This is a genomic window from Paraburkholderia sp. J63 (assembly GCF_905220245.1).
Lineage (GTDB): Bacteria > Pseudomonadota > Gammaproteobacteria > Burkholderiales > Burkholderiaceae > Paraburkholderia.
Genome location: NZ_CAJMZF010000015.1, coordinates 128,630 through 141,795 on the forward strand (window position 1 = coordinate 128,630; position 13,166 = coordinate 141,795).

At 68.1% G+C, this 13,166-nt stretch carries 9 protein-coding genes; all 9 read left to right on the forward strand.

Annotation, left to right across the window (positions count from 1 at the left end):
- The first annotated feature begins 57 nt into the window (after positions 1-57).
- The 9 genes from U5775_RS18310 (at position 58) to U5775_RS18350 (ending at position 13,140) form a co-directional block, all read left to right on the forward strand.
- Positions 58-447 (forward strand): DUF4280 domain-containing protein, encoded by a 390-nt coding sequence (locus tag U5775_RS18310; RefSeq protein WP_322059501.1) that lies wholly within the window; start codon positions 58-60, stop codon positions 445-447.
- Position 448: 1 nt separating this feature from the next.
- Positions 449-2,446 carry a type VI secretion system Vgr family protein gene (locus U5775_RS18315; RefSeq protein WP_322059502.1) on the forward strand — a complete coding sequence of 666 codons (1,998 nt, stop codon included), beginning with the start codon at positions 449-451 and terminating at the stop codon, positions 2,444-2,446.
- 53 nt (positions 2,447-2,499) lie between these two features.
- Positions 2,500-4,479 carry a type VI secretion system-associated FHA domain protein TagH gene (tagH, locus tag U5775_RS18320; protein WP_322059503.1) on the forward strand — a complete coding sequence of 660 codons (1,980 nt, stop codon included), beginning with the start codon at positions 2,500-2,502 and terminating at the stop codon, positions 4,477-4,479.
- 49 nt (positions 4,480-4,528) lie between these two features.
- Positions 4,529-5,863, forward strand: a complete 1,335-nt coding sequence (tssK, locus tag U5775_RS18325; protein WP_322059504.1) for a type VI secretion system baseplate subunit TssK — start codon at positions 4,529-4,531, stop codon at positions 5,861-5,863.
- 51 nt (positions 5,864-5,914) lie between these two features.
- Positions 5,915-7,201 (forward strand): type VI secretion system protein TssL, long form, encoded by a 1,287-nt coding sequence (gene tssL / locus U5775_RS18330; protein WP_322059505.1) that lies wholly within the window; start codon positions 5,915-5,917, stop codon positions 7,199-7,201.
- The gene (tssM, locus tag U5775_RS18335; protein ID WP_322059506.1) at positions 7,198-10,767 is read left to right on the forward strand and encodes a type VI secretion system membrane subunit TssM; all 3,570 of its coding nucleotides are present in this window, start codon (positions 7,198-7,200) and stop codon (positions 10,765-10,767) included. The genes tssL and tssM overlap by 4 nt, the downstream gene beginning before the upstream one ends.
- The gene (tagF, locus tag U5775_RS18340) at positions 10,764-11,444 is read left to right on the forward strand and encodes a type VI secretion system-associated protein TagF (RefSeq protein WP_322059507.1); all 681 of its coding nucleotides are present in this window, start codon (positions 10,764-10,766) and stop codon (positions 11,442-11,444) included. Before tssM ends, tagF begins: the two co-directional genes overlap by 4 nt.
- Positions 11,445-11,506: 62 nt before the next feature.
- Complete coding sequence (locus U5775_RS18345) at positions 11,507-12,121, forward strand: OmpA family protein (protein WP_322059508.1); 615 nt, start codon at positions 11,507-11,509, stop codon at positions 12,119-12,121.
- Positions 12,122-12,276: 155 nt separating this feature from the next.
- Positions 12,277-13,140, forward strand: coding sequence for a hypothetical protein (locus U5775_RS18350; protein WP_322059509.1), 864 nt, complete (start codon positions 12,277-12,279; stop codon positions 13,138-13,140).
- Positions 13,141-13,166 lie beyond the last annotated feature (26 nt).

Sequence of the window (13,166 nt, forward strand, 5' to 3'; positions counted from 1 at the left end):
GGGTTGATTGCGGGTTGACCAGGAATCGCATGCAAAAGCGCACAGGGGAGAAAGACCATGCCTCAACAGGTCAGCATGGGGGCCACGCTGCAATGCTCGTTCGGCGCCGCGCCGTCGAGCCTCGTGGTGCTGCCCGTCAATCAGGTGATGGGCGAAGGGCCGCCCGCCGCGAACATCATGGACCACGTGCCCATGGTCAACATCATGCCGTTCGGCGTGTGCTCGTCGCCGGCCAATCCCCAGGTAGCCGCGGCCACGGCGGCGGCCATGGGCGTGCTCACGCCCATGCCCTGCATTCCCGCGACCTTCTCGCCCTGGGTGGCGGGCGCGCCCACGGTGCTGCTCGGCAACCAGCCGTCGCTAGACAATGTCTCGAAGTGCATGTGCAACTGGGGCGGCGTGGTGACGATCGTGAACCCGGCCACGGTCAACACGATGATTCCCTGACATGACCTCGCAAGATACCAACCGCCACGTAACGGTGAGCTGCAAGGGAACCACGGCGAGCCTGCTGTTCCTGCGCATGACCGGCAGCGACGAACTGGGGCGCCTCTCCGAGTACCGCGTGGACCTGCTGTGCGAGCAGAACAGCGTCACGCCCGCGCAGGTGCTGGGCCAGGACCTGTCGATCGCGCTCACGCTGCCCGCGGGCGGCGAGCGGCAGTTCAACGGCATCGTGACGGTGTTTCGCATGACTTCGCCGGGCAACCAGCAGTACGGCAGCATGGCGGGCTATCAGGCCATCGTGCGCCCGCGCCTGTGGCTGCTCACGCGCGGCTCGCATTGCCGCTTCTACTACGAGAAGACGGTGCCTGAGATCGTGATGAGCGTGCTCAACGACTACAACGTGGACGTGACGAACCGCTGCACGGCAACCTACTCGAAGCGCGAGCACTGCGCGCAGTACCGCGAGAGCGATTTCGACTTCGTGAGCCGGCTCATGGAGCACGAGGGCATTTACTACTATTTCGAGCACGCGCGGGGCCGCGAAACGATGGTGCTCGCCGATGCGGGCGACGTGCACGGCCCGATCCCCGACTACCGCAACGTGCCGTACCGCGACCGCGATGCGGCCGCGCGCGAGGAGATGGAATGCGTCTACGAGTGGTTTGCGGGCGGCGAGCTGCAGACCGGCTACTACGAGACGAACGACTACGACTTCGAAAAGCCCTCGTCGAGCCTGCAGGGCGGTCTGCGTTCGCGCGCCACGCGCACGCAGACCTACGACGCGCCGAGCTACACGATGCAGGAGCACCTGACGGGCCATACCGATCCCACCGACGGCGACCGCTACGCGCGCGTGGGCGTGGAAATCCGCCAGGCGCGCAACGACAGCATCGAAGGCCGCAGCACGATGCGCGGCGTCTGGCCGGGCGGCTTGCTGCAGATGAGCGAGCATCCCGTCGATAGCTGCAACGACGGCTATCTGGTGGTGCGCGCGGTCTACGAGATCAATTCGGATACCTATGTGTCTAACCGGACGTCGCCGGGGCAAAGCAAATTGCCGTTCTTCGACTGCGCATTCACGGCGCTGCGCAAGGACAACCAGTTCCGCGCCGAGCGGCTGACGCCGCGCGCCGTGGTGGGCGGCTTGCAGACGGCCGTGGTGGTGGGCGACAGCGGCTCGGAAATCTTCACCGACGAATACGGCCGCATCAAGGTGCAGTTTCACTGGGAGCAGCTCTTCGAAAACGAGGACAGCCAGGTCACGAACCGCTGCTGGGCGCGCGTGGCCCAGGGCTGGGCGGGCAAGACCTGGGGCATGTTCTTCCTGCCGCGCGTGGGGCAGGAGGTGATCGTCGAATTCATCGAGGGCGACCCCGACCATCCGCTCGTGACGGGCAGCGTCTACAACGCGAGCCTGATGCCGCCGTATACGTTGCCCGCCAATTCGGCCTTCGCTACGATCAAGAGCAACTCCACGCCCAACGCGTCGGGCAACAACGAGGTGCGCTTTCTCGACAAGGCCGGCGGCGAGCAATTGTTCTTTCACGCGCAGAAGGACCACGAAACGTGGGTCATCAACGACGCGCTGATGAACGTCGGCAACGACCGTCACCTGAAGGTCACGGCCAACGAGTACATGCAGGTGAGCGGCGACCGGCACGACCACGTGAGCGGCGCGCAGAACGCCAAGGTGGACGGCACGGCCTCGCTCACGGTGGGCGAGAAGCTGCAGGAGAAAGTGGGCACGGATTACGCCATCGACGCGGGCCAGAACATTCATATCAAGGCGGGCATGAACGTGGTGATCGAGGCGGGCATGAGCATCACCTTGAAGGCGGGCGGCGCGTTCGTGGTGATCGGTCCGAGCTCGGTCGCGGTCTCGGGCATGCCGATCCAGCTCAATTCGGGCGGCTCCGCGGGATCGGGCGACGGCTCGTCGCCCACGGCGCCCACCGACCCCAAGGACGCGGACGATGGCACGAAGAAGATCGAATCATGAAGCGATTTGATCTGGAATCCTGATGGAATGACAGGGCAGAACCGGGTACTGCAATGCAATTGACCAATCCGATCCTCACGCTGCGCGTGGCGAAGTACAACGACGAGCCGCTCGCCGAACCGATCGCCGTGCGCTTTGGTCCGGACGGCGGCACGATTGGCCGCGCGACCACTTGCACGCTGGTGCTGCCGGACCAGCAGCGCGCGATTTCGCGCGTGCATGCGCGCGTGGAGTGCCGTGGCGGCGAGTACCTGCTGTGCGATCTCGGTGCGAATCCGAGCGTGCTGAACCAGCGCGCGCTGGGCGGCACGCGCGAGGCGCGGCTCGCGCATGGCGATCAACTGATGATTGGCGCGTATCTGCTGGAAGTGGCGCTGGCCGAGGGCGCGGCGCAGGACGAGGCGAGGCCGTTCGGGCACGATCCGCTCGCCGGTGTGGACGTGCTGCGCGGCGCGCCGCAAGCGGATGGCGCGGCGCTGCCCGCCGATCCGTTCGCGCCGGGTGGAAGCGGTCTCGTGGGTGGCGTGGGCGCGGGCGCGCTCGATGCGCTGGGCGAGGCGTGCCTGGGCGCCGGCGAGCGCGTGGTGGCGCGGCACGGTTATGCGGGATCGGAGAGCGACCATGTGGCGCCCGAGTGGCAGGCGCTTGCGCCGCCTGCGCTGACGCCGGCTTCTCAGTCTGCTCCGGGCGGCATTCCCGCCGATTACGATCCGTTGGCCGATGCGCTCGCGCAGTGGGAATCGGGCGGCGCGGGGGCGTCGGTGCCTGGCGTAGCGACGCCCGGCGTAGCGACGCCCGGCGTGGCGACGCCCGGCGTAGCGACGCCCGGCGTGGCGACGCCCGGCGTAGCGACGCCCGGCGTGGCGACGCCCGGCGTAGCGACGCCCGGCGTGGCGACGCCCGGCGCTTTTTCCCCTCATGTGCCGCCCGCGATGACGCCGATGTCGCCGCTCGTGCAGCCGCCGATGCCCGCATCTTCGCCATCCTTTGCGGCCATGCCGGGCGCGGCCGATCCGCTCGGTCTTGGCGCTGGTGGGCCGACGGGTTTGCCCGCGAGCTTGTTGGGCGACGCTGAACCGCATGGCGCGTCGCCCTTCGACGATCTCTTTGCGCCGGTGGCACCTGAGTCATCACCTTCCTTCGCGCCGCAAGCGCAGCCGCAGCAGATGCTGCCTTCTGTGACGCAAATTTTTGCGCCCGCTGTGTCGCCACCGCCTGAGGCGCCACCGCCCGCACAAGCGAAGGTCGAAGAAGCGCCGCCGCAGCAGCAACCAACCGCACGAGCGGCCGTGCAGGCACCCGCGCCCGCACCGGCCACACCCGCGCCAACGCCCGCACCCGCCACACCCGTTTCCCCTAACGATCAGGCCGTGCTCACGGCGCTACTCGAAGGCCTGGGACTCGACCCCACCCGCGCCCCGAACCTCCCCGCTACGGACGTCGCGCGGCTCGTCGGCGCGATGCTGCGCGATTCGCTGCGCGGGACCATGGCGGTGCTGCGCGCGCGCTCGATGACCAAGCGCGAGGCGCGGCTCGACACCACGCTGATCGTCGAGCGCGACAACAACCCGCTCAAGTTCTTCCCCGACGTGGACAGCGCGCTCGCGCAAATGCTCACCGGCCGCGCGCACGGCTACCTGCCGCCCGCCGAAGCGGTCGCGCGCGCGTTCGTCGACATCGAATCGCACGAGCTGGCCGTGCTCGTCGGCATGCGCGCGGCGCTCGCACACGTGCTCGCGCGCTTCGACCCGGCCACGCTAGAGGCGCAGTTGAGCGAGCAGGGCGTGCTCGACCGCGTGCTCTCGAACCGCAAGGCAAAGCTCTGGGACCGCTTCGTCGAGTTGCGCGAAGGCATCGCGCGCGAAGCGCAGGACGACTTCCAGAAGCTCTTCGGCAAGGCTTTCAACGAGGCCTACGAGGCGCAGGTGGATGCGCTGCAGCGCGCACGCGAAGCGAGCCGCGCGGCGGGCAACACAGCGGGTAATGCAGCAAGCGACGCCGCCCAGCTCAAACCGAAAACGGGGCCCGCCTGAAAAGGCCGCTTCCTCATACACACGACATACACACGACGACGAGAACAACGTGTCCTGGAACAGCAAAGTCATCTGGTCGGAAGGCATGTTTCTGCAGCCGCATCATATGCAGCAGCACGACCGCTATCTGCAGGCGCAGCTCGAAACGCGCGCGGGCGGCTTGCGCCCCTATGCCTACGGCTTCGCCGCGCTCGAGATCGACGAGCAGTTGCTCAAGCTCGGCAAGCTCGCGCTGCTCTCGTGCTCGGGCGTCTTCCCCGACGGCACGCCTTTCAACTTGCCCGCCGACGACGACCTGCCCGAGCCGCTCGACATTCCCGAGGGCACGCGCAGCATGCTCGTGACGCTCGCGCTGCCGGTGCGCCGCCCCGGCGTGCCCGAAACGGGTAATGAGGATAGCGAAGAAAACTTCGCGCGCCACCGCCGCGCCGATGCCGAAGTGCCCGACAGCAACGACCCGAACGCGAGCGCGGCGCTCGTGGAGATCGGCAAGCTGCGCGTGCGTCTCGCGCTGGAGCCCGACGTGGCGAACGCCTATGCCACGCTCGGCGTGGCGCGCGTGATCGAGCGGCAGCCCGACAATCGCGTCGTGCTCGAAGCCGACTACAGCCCGCCATGTCTCGACTACCGCGTGGCGCCGCGCCTGCGCGCCTTCACCGACGATCTCGTGGGCCTGCTGCACCAGCGCGGCGAGGCGCTGGCCGCGCGCCTCGTGCAGCCCGGCGTCACGGGCGTGGCCGAAATCTCCGACTTTCTGCTGCTCGAACTCATCAACCGCACGGAGCCGCTCGCAGCGCACTTCGCCACGATGGCGGGGCTGCATCCCGAATCGCTCTATCGCATGGTGGTGCAGCTCGCGGGCGAGCTGGCCACGTTCAGCCAGAAAAACAAGCGTCCGGGCGCGTATCCCGTCTATCGTCACGACCGCTTGCGCGAGAGCTTCGCGCCCGTGATCGACGACTTGCGCGCGGCGCTCAGCATGGTCATGGACCCGCACGCGGTGCCAATCCCGCTCGAAGAGCGCAAGTTCGGCCTGCGCGTCGCGCTGGTGCCCGACAAGAACCTGTTCGCGGCGGCCACCTTCGTGCTCGCCGTGCGCGCGCAGATGCCGGCCGAAGCGATCCTCACCGGCTTCGCGCCGCAAGTGAAGATCGGGCCGATCGAGCGCATCCGCGACCTCGTGAATCTGCAACTGCCCGGCATCGGCTTGCGCGCGCTGCCCGTAGCGCCGCGCCAGTTGCCGTTCCATGCGGGCTTCACGTATTTCGAGCTCGACCGTGGCAACGAACTGTGGAAGCAGTTCGCGACCTCGGCTGGCATGGCATTGCACGTCGCGGGCGAATTTCCCGGCCTTGCGATGGAATTCTGGGCGATCCGCCGCTAAAGGCTTCGACCTCTTGCGCAACGGCGCCATCGATTGAGGAGGACGTGCACCGTGTCACCCGACGACCCACGCATGAGCGCCGACCCCGGCGCCACGATCCTGATCCCGACGCCGGGCGGCGCGCGCGCGCCGTTCGTGGCCGCGGCGTCGTCCGTCGCGCCGATTCCAACTGGCGCGGGCGGCCTGAACCCGCTGCTGCGCGCGGCCAATCCGCTCATCGACCTCGCGCTGCCGCTGCGCCAGCTCCCCACGCACCCCGACCTCGAACAGTTGCGCACGCAACTGATTCAGATGATGCGCGCATTCGAGACCCAGGGGCGCGCGAGCGGTTACGACGACGAAAAACTCGGCGCCTCGCGCTACTGTCTTTGCACCTTCCTCGACGAGTCGATTTCGAGCACGCCCTGGGGCGCGGGCGCGTGGGCGAGCCGCAGCCTGCTCGTGACCTTCCATAACGAAGCCTCGGGCGGCGAGCGCTTCTTCCTGATCCTCCAGCGGCTCGCGCAGAATCCCGGCGCGAACGTCGACGTGCTCGAACTGATGTACGTGATACTCGGCCTCGGCTTCGAAGGGCGCTATCGGCTCATCGACGGCGGACGCACGCAACTCGACGCGGTGCGCGAGCGGCTCGAACAGATGATCCGCGCGCAGCGCGGTGCCGTCGAGCGCGAGCTCTCGCCGCAATGGCAGCCCGTGAGCGTGGAGCGCAAGCCGCTCCTGCAACTGGTGCCGCTATGGGTCGCGGCAGCGGTGGCGTGCGTCGTGCTGGTGGTCGTGCATCTCGTGCTGAGCTTCCGGCTCAACGATGCATCGGATACCGTATTTCAGGCGCTGCATGGCGTGCGCGTGGCGCCGCCGCCCGTGCTCGTCGCGAAGATGGAGGCCGCGCCCAAAGCTGGGCCGAAGCTCGCGCAGTTCCTCGCGCCCGAAATCGCCCAGGGCCTCGTGCGCGTGACCGAGCAGCCCGACCGCACGATCGTCGAAGTGAACGGCGATGGCCTGTTCGCCTCGGGTAGCGCCGAGCTTACGTCGACGTATCTGCCGATCGTGCAGCGCATCGGCGACGCGTTGAAGGACGTGCGCGGCAACGTCGTGGTCACGGGCCATACTGACAATCAACGCCTGATTTCCGCGCGCTTCCCGTCGAACTGGCATCTCTCGCAAGCGCGCGCCGAGACCGTCAAGGACCTGCTGGCCGCACGTACTGGCACGCCCGCGCGCTTCACGGCCGAAGGGCGCGGCGACACGGAGCCCATCGCGCCGAACGATACGGCGGCCAACCGCGCGCGCAACCGCCGCGTGGATATTGCCGTGCTCGCACCGGGAGCCACGCCATGATCAAGAAGCTGGTTGACTGGGTGCGCCGCAAAATCGTGCTGTCGTTTCTGGGCGTGCTCGCGCTCGCGCTGATCGTCTGGATCGAAGGGCCGCTGTTCGCATGGGCGGGCAATGCGCCGCTCGAATCGGCCACGAGCCGCTGGATCGTGATTGCGATTCTCTTCCTGCTATGGGCGCTCTACTGGTTCGTGCGCTGGCTGCGTGCGCGTCTCGCCAACGTGAAGTTCACGCGCGTGGTGGCCGAAGGCGCAAACGACGCGGCGCCCGGCAAGGAGCAATCGGACGCCGACGTGAACGCGCTGCGCAAGCGCTTCGAAGAGGCCATGGCCATTTTGCGCAAGTCGCGCGTGAAAGGGCGCTTCGGCAGCCAGTACGTGTATCAGTTGCCGTGGTACATGTTCGTGGGCGCCCCCGGCACCGGCAAGACCACGGCGCTCACGCATTCGGGCCTGAAATTCCCGCTCTCGACGCAACTGGGCGATCAGGCCGTGGGCGGCGTGGGCGGCACGCGCAACTGCGACTGGTGGTTCACCGACGATGCGGTGCTGCTCGACACGGCGGGCCGCTTCACCACGCAGGACAGCTTCGCGGCCGCCGATCAGGCCGCGTGGGGCGGCTTCCTGCAACTGCTGCGCAAGTACCGGCCACGCCGGCCGCTCAATGGCGTGATCGTGGCGGTCTCGGCGCAGGACCTGTTGCAGCTTTCCGATACCCAGCGCGCGTTGCAGGCCGCGGCCGTGCACGAGCGGCTGAAGGAGCTTTATGACCGGCTGGGCACGCGCTTTCCGGTCTACGTGCTGGTGACGAAATGCGATCTGCTGGCCGGTTTCGCCGAGTTTTTCGACGATCTGGGCCGCGACGAGCGCGAGCAGGTCTGGGGCGTGACGTTCGCGTTTGGCGAGGACGGCGATCCCACCAATCCTGGCAGCCCTAACGATATGCTCGCGCAGTTTCCCGTGCAGTTCCATGCTTTGGAGCAGCGTCTGCAGGCGCGCGTGCTCCATCGCATGCAGCAGGAGACGGACACGCGGCGGCGCGCGCTCGTCTACGGTTTTCCGCAGCAGTTCGCGGGGCTCGAAGGCGTATTGCAGGCATTCCTCAATGACGCGTTCGGCGCGTCGCGCTATGAAAAACCGGTGCTGCTGCGCGGCGTCTATTTCACGAGCGGCACGCAGGAAGGACGGCCGATCGACCGGGTCATGAGCGCCGTGGCCGCGGCGCTCGGCCTTCAGCAGCAGGTCTTGCTGCCCGACGCCTCGGCCGGACGCGCGTACTTCATCACGCGGCTCCTGCGCGACGTGATCTTTCACGAGGCCGGAATTGCGGGCACCAATCGCCGGCTCGAACGGCGGCGGGCGTGGCTGCAGCGCATTGCGCTCGGCGCGATCGCGCTCGTCACGCTGCTCGCGCTCGGTGCGTTTTTCATCAGCTATCAGCGCAACGAAGCCTACGTGGCGCACGCGGTGCAACAGGTCGATGCGCTCAAGCAACTCGCGCAGGCCACGCCGCCCACCGACAATCCGCTCGCGCTGCTGCCGCTGCTGAATGCCGCGCGCGACTTGCCTGGCGGCTACGCGCAGCGCAACGCGAGCGCGCCGTGGCTCTCGCGCCTCGGCCTCTACCAGGGCGACAAGCTCGGGCTGGAAGCGCAGGCGAGCTATCGCCGGCTGCTGGGGCAGACGCTGTTGCCGCTCGTGGTGCGGCGCATGGAAGAGGAGTTGCGGCGCGGCGATGCGAATAACGGCGAGTTCCAGTACGAGGTCCTGCGCGCCTACCTGATGCTCGGCGACCCGTCGCACTACGACGCCGATGCAGTGCGCCTGTGGGCCGACGTCGACTGGCAGCGCGGCCCCTTGCGCGATGCGAGCGACGCGCAGCGCAACGATATCGACGGCCATCTTGCCGCGCTGTTCGAGCCCGCGTTCTTCGACCCCTCGCTGCCGCTCGACAAGAACCTGATCCAGCAGGCGCGCACGAATCTCGCGAAGATGCCGCTCGCGCAACGCATGTTCGATAGCGTGCGGCGCGATCTCGACGCCCAGCATCTGCCCGATTTCAGCGTGGCGGGCGCGGGCGGCCAGAACGCCGCGCTCGTGCTGGTGCGCAAGAGCGGCGCGCCGCTCACGCGCGGCGTGCCCGGCGCATTCACGCGCGCGGGCTATCGCCAGTTCCTCACGCTGCGCGATACGGCGGTGCTCGACGTCGCGCGCGACAACTGGGTGCTGGGCCGCGACGAGCAGGTGCTCACGCCCGCCGCCGCCAGTGACCTCAAGACCGCGATGACGCAGCTCTACTACGACGAATACATTCGCCAGTGGGACGCGCTGCTCGGCGACATCGACGTGGTCCCGTTCGATGGCGTGGACAAGGGCGCGCGCGTCGCGTACGCGCTCGGCAACGCCGATTCGCCGCTGCGCTCGGTCATGGTGGCGGCGGCGCAGGAGACCACGCTCGGCAACATCAACGAAGGCGGCTCGGTGGGCGCGCAGGCGGGGGCGCTCATCAACGGCAAGATCGAGGCGATGAAGAAAAAGCTCGAGAGCGCGCTCGGCAATACGCCCGAGGACAATGTGGGCGGCGCGCCCGCGCAGGTCAATCCCGTCGATGCGCATTTTCAGCCGCTGCACGACCTCGTGGGCAAGCCCGGCGGGCAAGGACCGTCGCCGCTCGACACGCAGCTCGCGGCGCTCAAGGACGCGGCCACCTATCTCCAGGCCGCCGATGCGGCGCGCCGCCAGGGCCTCGCGCCGCCGCCCGGCGACGCCATCGGCAAGCTCAAGCTCGCCTCGCAAGGCGCGCCCGCGCCGCTCGCGGCGGTCGCGAACGACGTGGCCACGGGCGCGACGGCGCTGATGGCGGGCGGCGAGCGCGCGCGCCTCAATGCGCTCTGGCTCGCGAACGTCGGGCAATTGTGCAAGCAGGCGCTCGACGGCCGCTACCCGCTCGTGCGCAGCTCCACGCGCGACGCCGCGCCCGACGACTTCGGCCGTCTGCTTGCGCCGGGCGGCCTGATCGACGACTTCTTCCAGAAGAATCTGCAGAACTTCGTCGATATGTCGGGGCCTGTGTGGCGCTGGCGGCCCGGCACGGAATCGCCTGGCATTCCCGACGATGTGCTCGTGCAGTTCCAGCGCGCCGCGCAGATACGCGACGCGCTGTTCCGTGCGGGCGGACGCGATGTCTCGGTGCGCTTCACGGTGAAGCCCATTGCGATCGATCCGTCGATTACGCAATTCACGCTCGACGTGGACGGCCAGCAATGGGTCGTCAAGCCGGGCGCGAACGAGGGCATGGGCTTCCAGTGGCCGAGCGGCAAGGGCACGGGGCAGGCGCACGTGGAATTCGCGCCGCCCGGCAGCGGCGATGCGGCGCGCGCCGACGGCCCGTGGGCGCTCCTGCATCTGATGGACAAGGCGCAATTGCAGCAGATGGGGCAGCCCGACCGCTTCAAGATCGATTTCGTCTCGGACGGCCGCCATGTTCAACTGGAGCTCGACGCGAGCAGCGTGACGAATCCGTTCCGGCGCGGCATGATCGATCAGTTCCGTTGTCCTGATCATCTATGAGCGAGACGGGGTTTTTCGGCAAGGTGCGCACGCACGGCGACTTTGTCGCGCGAAGGCTGCCGGCGGCGTTCATCGAGCCGTGGGACCGCAGCGTCCAGGCGGGCATGCTCGAAGCGCGGGCGCGCTATGGCGCGCAGTGGTTGCCGCTCTACCTGAACGCGCCGATATGGCGTTTCGCGCTGGGCGCGGCGCTATGCGGCGGGGAGGCGTGGATGGGCGTGCTGATGCCGGGCGTGGACCGCGTGGGGCGCTATTTTCCGTTCACGCTCGCGCGACCGGTTGCGCCGGAACGGCTCGCGAGCGGGCTGCGCGGCGCGCAGGCGTGGTTCGATACAGCGGCCGAGCTTGCGCTTTCGACGCTTGCGCCGTCGTTCGACCTCGAACGCTTCGATGAAGAAGTGTGCGTGCTGGATGGCGACGACGGGTCCGAGCCGCACGACGGCACGCCCTGGCGTTATGCTTGCGTAGCCGAGGGCGAGGAACCGGGCGTTGCGCTGGGCGAGTGCCTTGCCACGCGCGCGGCAGCAGGGGAAAGCCTGTGGTGGAGCGAAGGCTCCGATGCGGTTCCGGCCACGCTGCGCGTGACGGCGGGCCTGCTCGACGGGCCGCATTTCGCGGATCTGCTCGACGCGGCGCAGGCGCCCTGGCAGACGGCGATCGCGCTGCGCCGCACCTGAACCGCAACCCGAGCCGCAATGGAGCGGCTCGATGGCAAGATTGCAATCAACGGAGAGACGACATGTTGGCTTTCATGAAGAACGTTTCGCAAGCGCGGCTGCGGCGTGCGTGGCCCGCCGCGCTCGCCTGCTGCGCCTTTGCGATCGCGGGCGCGATTCAGACCCCGGCCCATGCCCAGGCACAGGTGATGAAGGAGAAGGACATCACCGAGCAATCGATCACCAACGCGCTCACGCCGAGCGAGTCGACCGGCGACGTGCTCACGCGCGGCTTCGTGCTCTCGAATCAGCAGCCGGGCGCGATGTCGGCGAAGGCGAAGCGGCCTGAAAAAGCCCCATCGGCGCAAATACTGATTACCTTCGACACGAACTCCACGGACCTCACGAGCACGGCGCGCGCCGCGCTCGACAGGGTCGCGCGGGCGCTGCAGTCCGACAAGCTCTCCGCATACCGCTTTCGCGTGGAAGGCCACGCCGACCCGCGCGGCAACGCCGATGCGAACATGACGCTTTCGCAGGAGCGCGCCCAAGCCGTGGTCGACTACCTCACGCAGCAGGACGGCATCGCGGCGGAGCGCCTGAGCGCCGTGGGCAAGGGCTCGAGCGAGCCGCTCAACACGCGTAATCTTGCGGCGCCGGAAAACCGCCGCGTGACGATCGTGACCGTCACCGATTGAATCAGGTGCCGCACTCGCGCATGCCGTCCGGATCGGCGGGGACTTTATCGCGCACACGCATCGGCGTCCTGAACGTTGCATATGCAACGTTCGTGTGCTGGTGCGCCGGTTTCGCTACGCCGGGATTCGGGGCCTCGGGGGCGTCGGGCACACCGATGCCAACGGGAACGTTGAGCGCGCAGCTCGCCGATGCGTTCGCGCCGCATCCCGCGGTGGTGCGCTTGCCGCTCGCGCAGCTCGCAGGCGCATTGCCGCTGGGGCCGACGCTGCGGCTCTACGCCATCACGGACCAGGCCGGCCTCTACGTGCTCCATGCGCCGAGCCTCGCGGCGCAGGGCGCGATGTTCTCGCGCGTGGTGGCGCTCGTGGAGCGTCGCGATATGCCGCGCGATCGCGTGGTGTCGATGAACGCCATTGCCGCGAACGCGCGCCGCTTTGGCGAAGACCCCGCGGGGCTCACGGCGGGCAACAATTTCAGCACGTCGCAGATCGCGCAGTTCTTCGAGGTGGCGCAGCGGCAGCACGCGAGCCTCACCGAAGGCGAGCGCGCGTTGCAGACGCTGCTCACGCAATGGGGGCTCATCCGGCAGGAGGCGGGCGCGGGAGGACCGGCCTGGCGCGCCGCGTCGCCGCATGATTTCCTCATCACGATTCCAGGCACGGGCAAGGGGCCGGCGGGCGAAGTGATCGACACCGAAGTGCGCGCAGCCATCCTGAGCCATGAGCTCGGACATTGGCGCTTCTTCTCCGATCCCGCTTATGCCCATGCGTGCCGGACGTTCTGGTGGCATCAACTCACGTACACCGAGCGCGAGGCGCTCACCGACGAGCTGACGAGCATGGGCTACGACCCGTCGGACCGCATCGTGATCGACGAGCTACAGGCCTATTTGCTGCACACACCCGCACGCTATATGCCGCTCGCCGATCTGCCCGGTGCGGGCGGCGTGGATATCGCGCGCGTGAAGCGGGGGCTGGAGCTCAGCGTACGCAATGCGGGGCAAAACGCGGGACAATAGCGTTTTCGCTTACGACTGTCACGCCA

Coding starts and splice junctions, on each gene's coding strand:
- tagH (WP_322059503.1), top strand. CDS start 2,500: ATGCAATTGACCAATCCGATCCTCACGCTGCGCGTGGCGAAGTACAAC.
- U5775_RS18310 (WP_322059501.1), top strand. CDS start 58: ATGCCTCAACAGGTCAGCATGGGGGCCACGCTGCAATGCTCGTTCGGC.
- U5775_RS18345 (WP_322059508.1), top strand. CDS start 11,507: ATGTTGGCTTTCATGAAGAACGTTTCGCAAGCGCGGCTGCGGCGTGCG.
- U5775_RS18350 (WP_322059509.1), top strand. CDS start 12,277: ATGCCAACGGGAACGTTGAGCGCGCAGCTCGCCGATGCGTTCGCGCCG.
- U5775_RS18315 (WP_322059502.1), top strand. CDS start 449: ATGACCTCGCAAGATACCAACCGCCACGTAACGGTGAGCTGCAAGGGA.
- tagF (WP_322059507.1), top strand. CDS start 10,764: ATGAGCGAGACGGGGTTTTTCGGCAAGGTGCGCACGCACGGCGACTTT.
- tssM (WP_322059506.1), top strand. CDS start 7,198: ATGATCAAGAAGCTGGTTGACTGGGTGCGCCGCAAAATCGTGCTGTCG.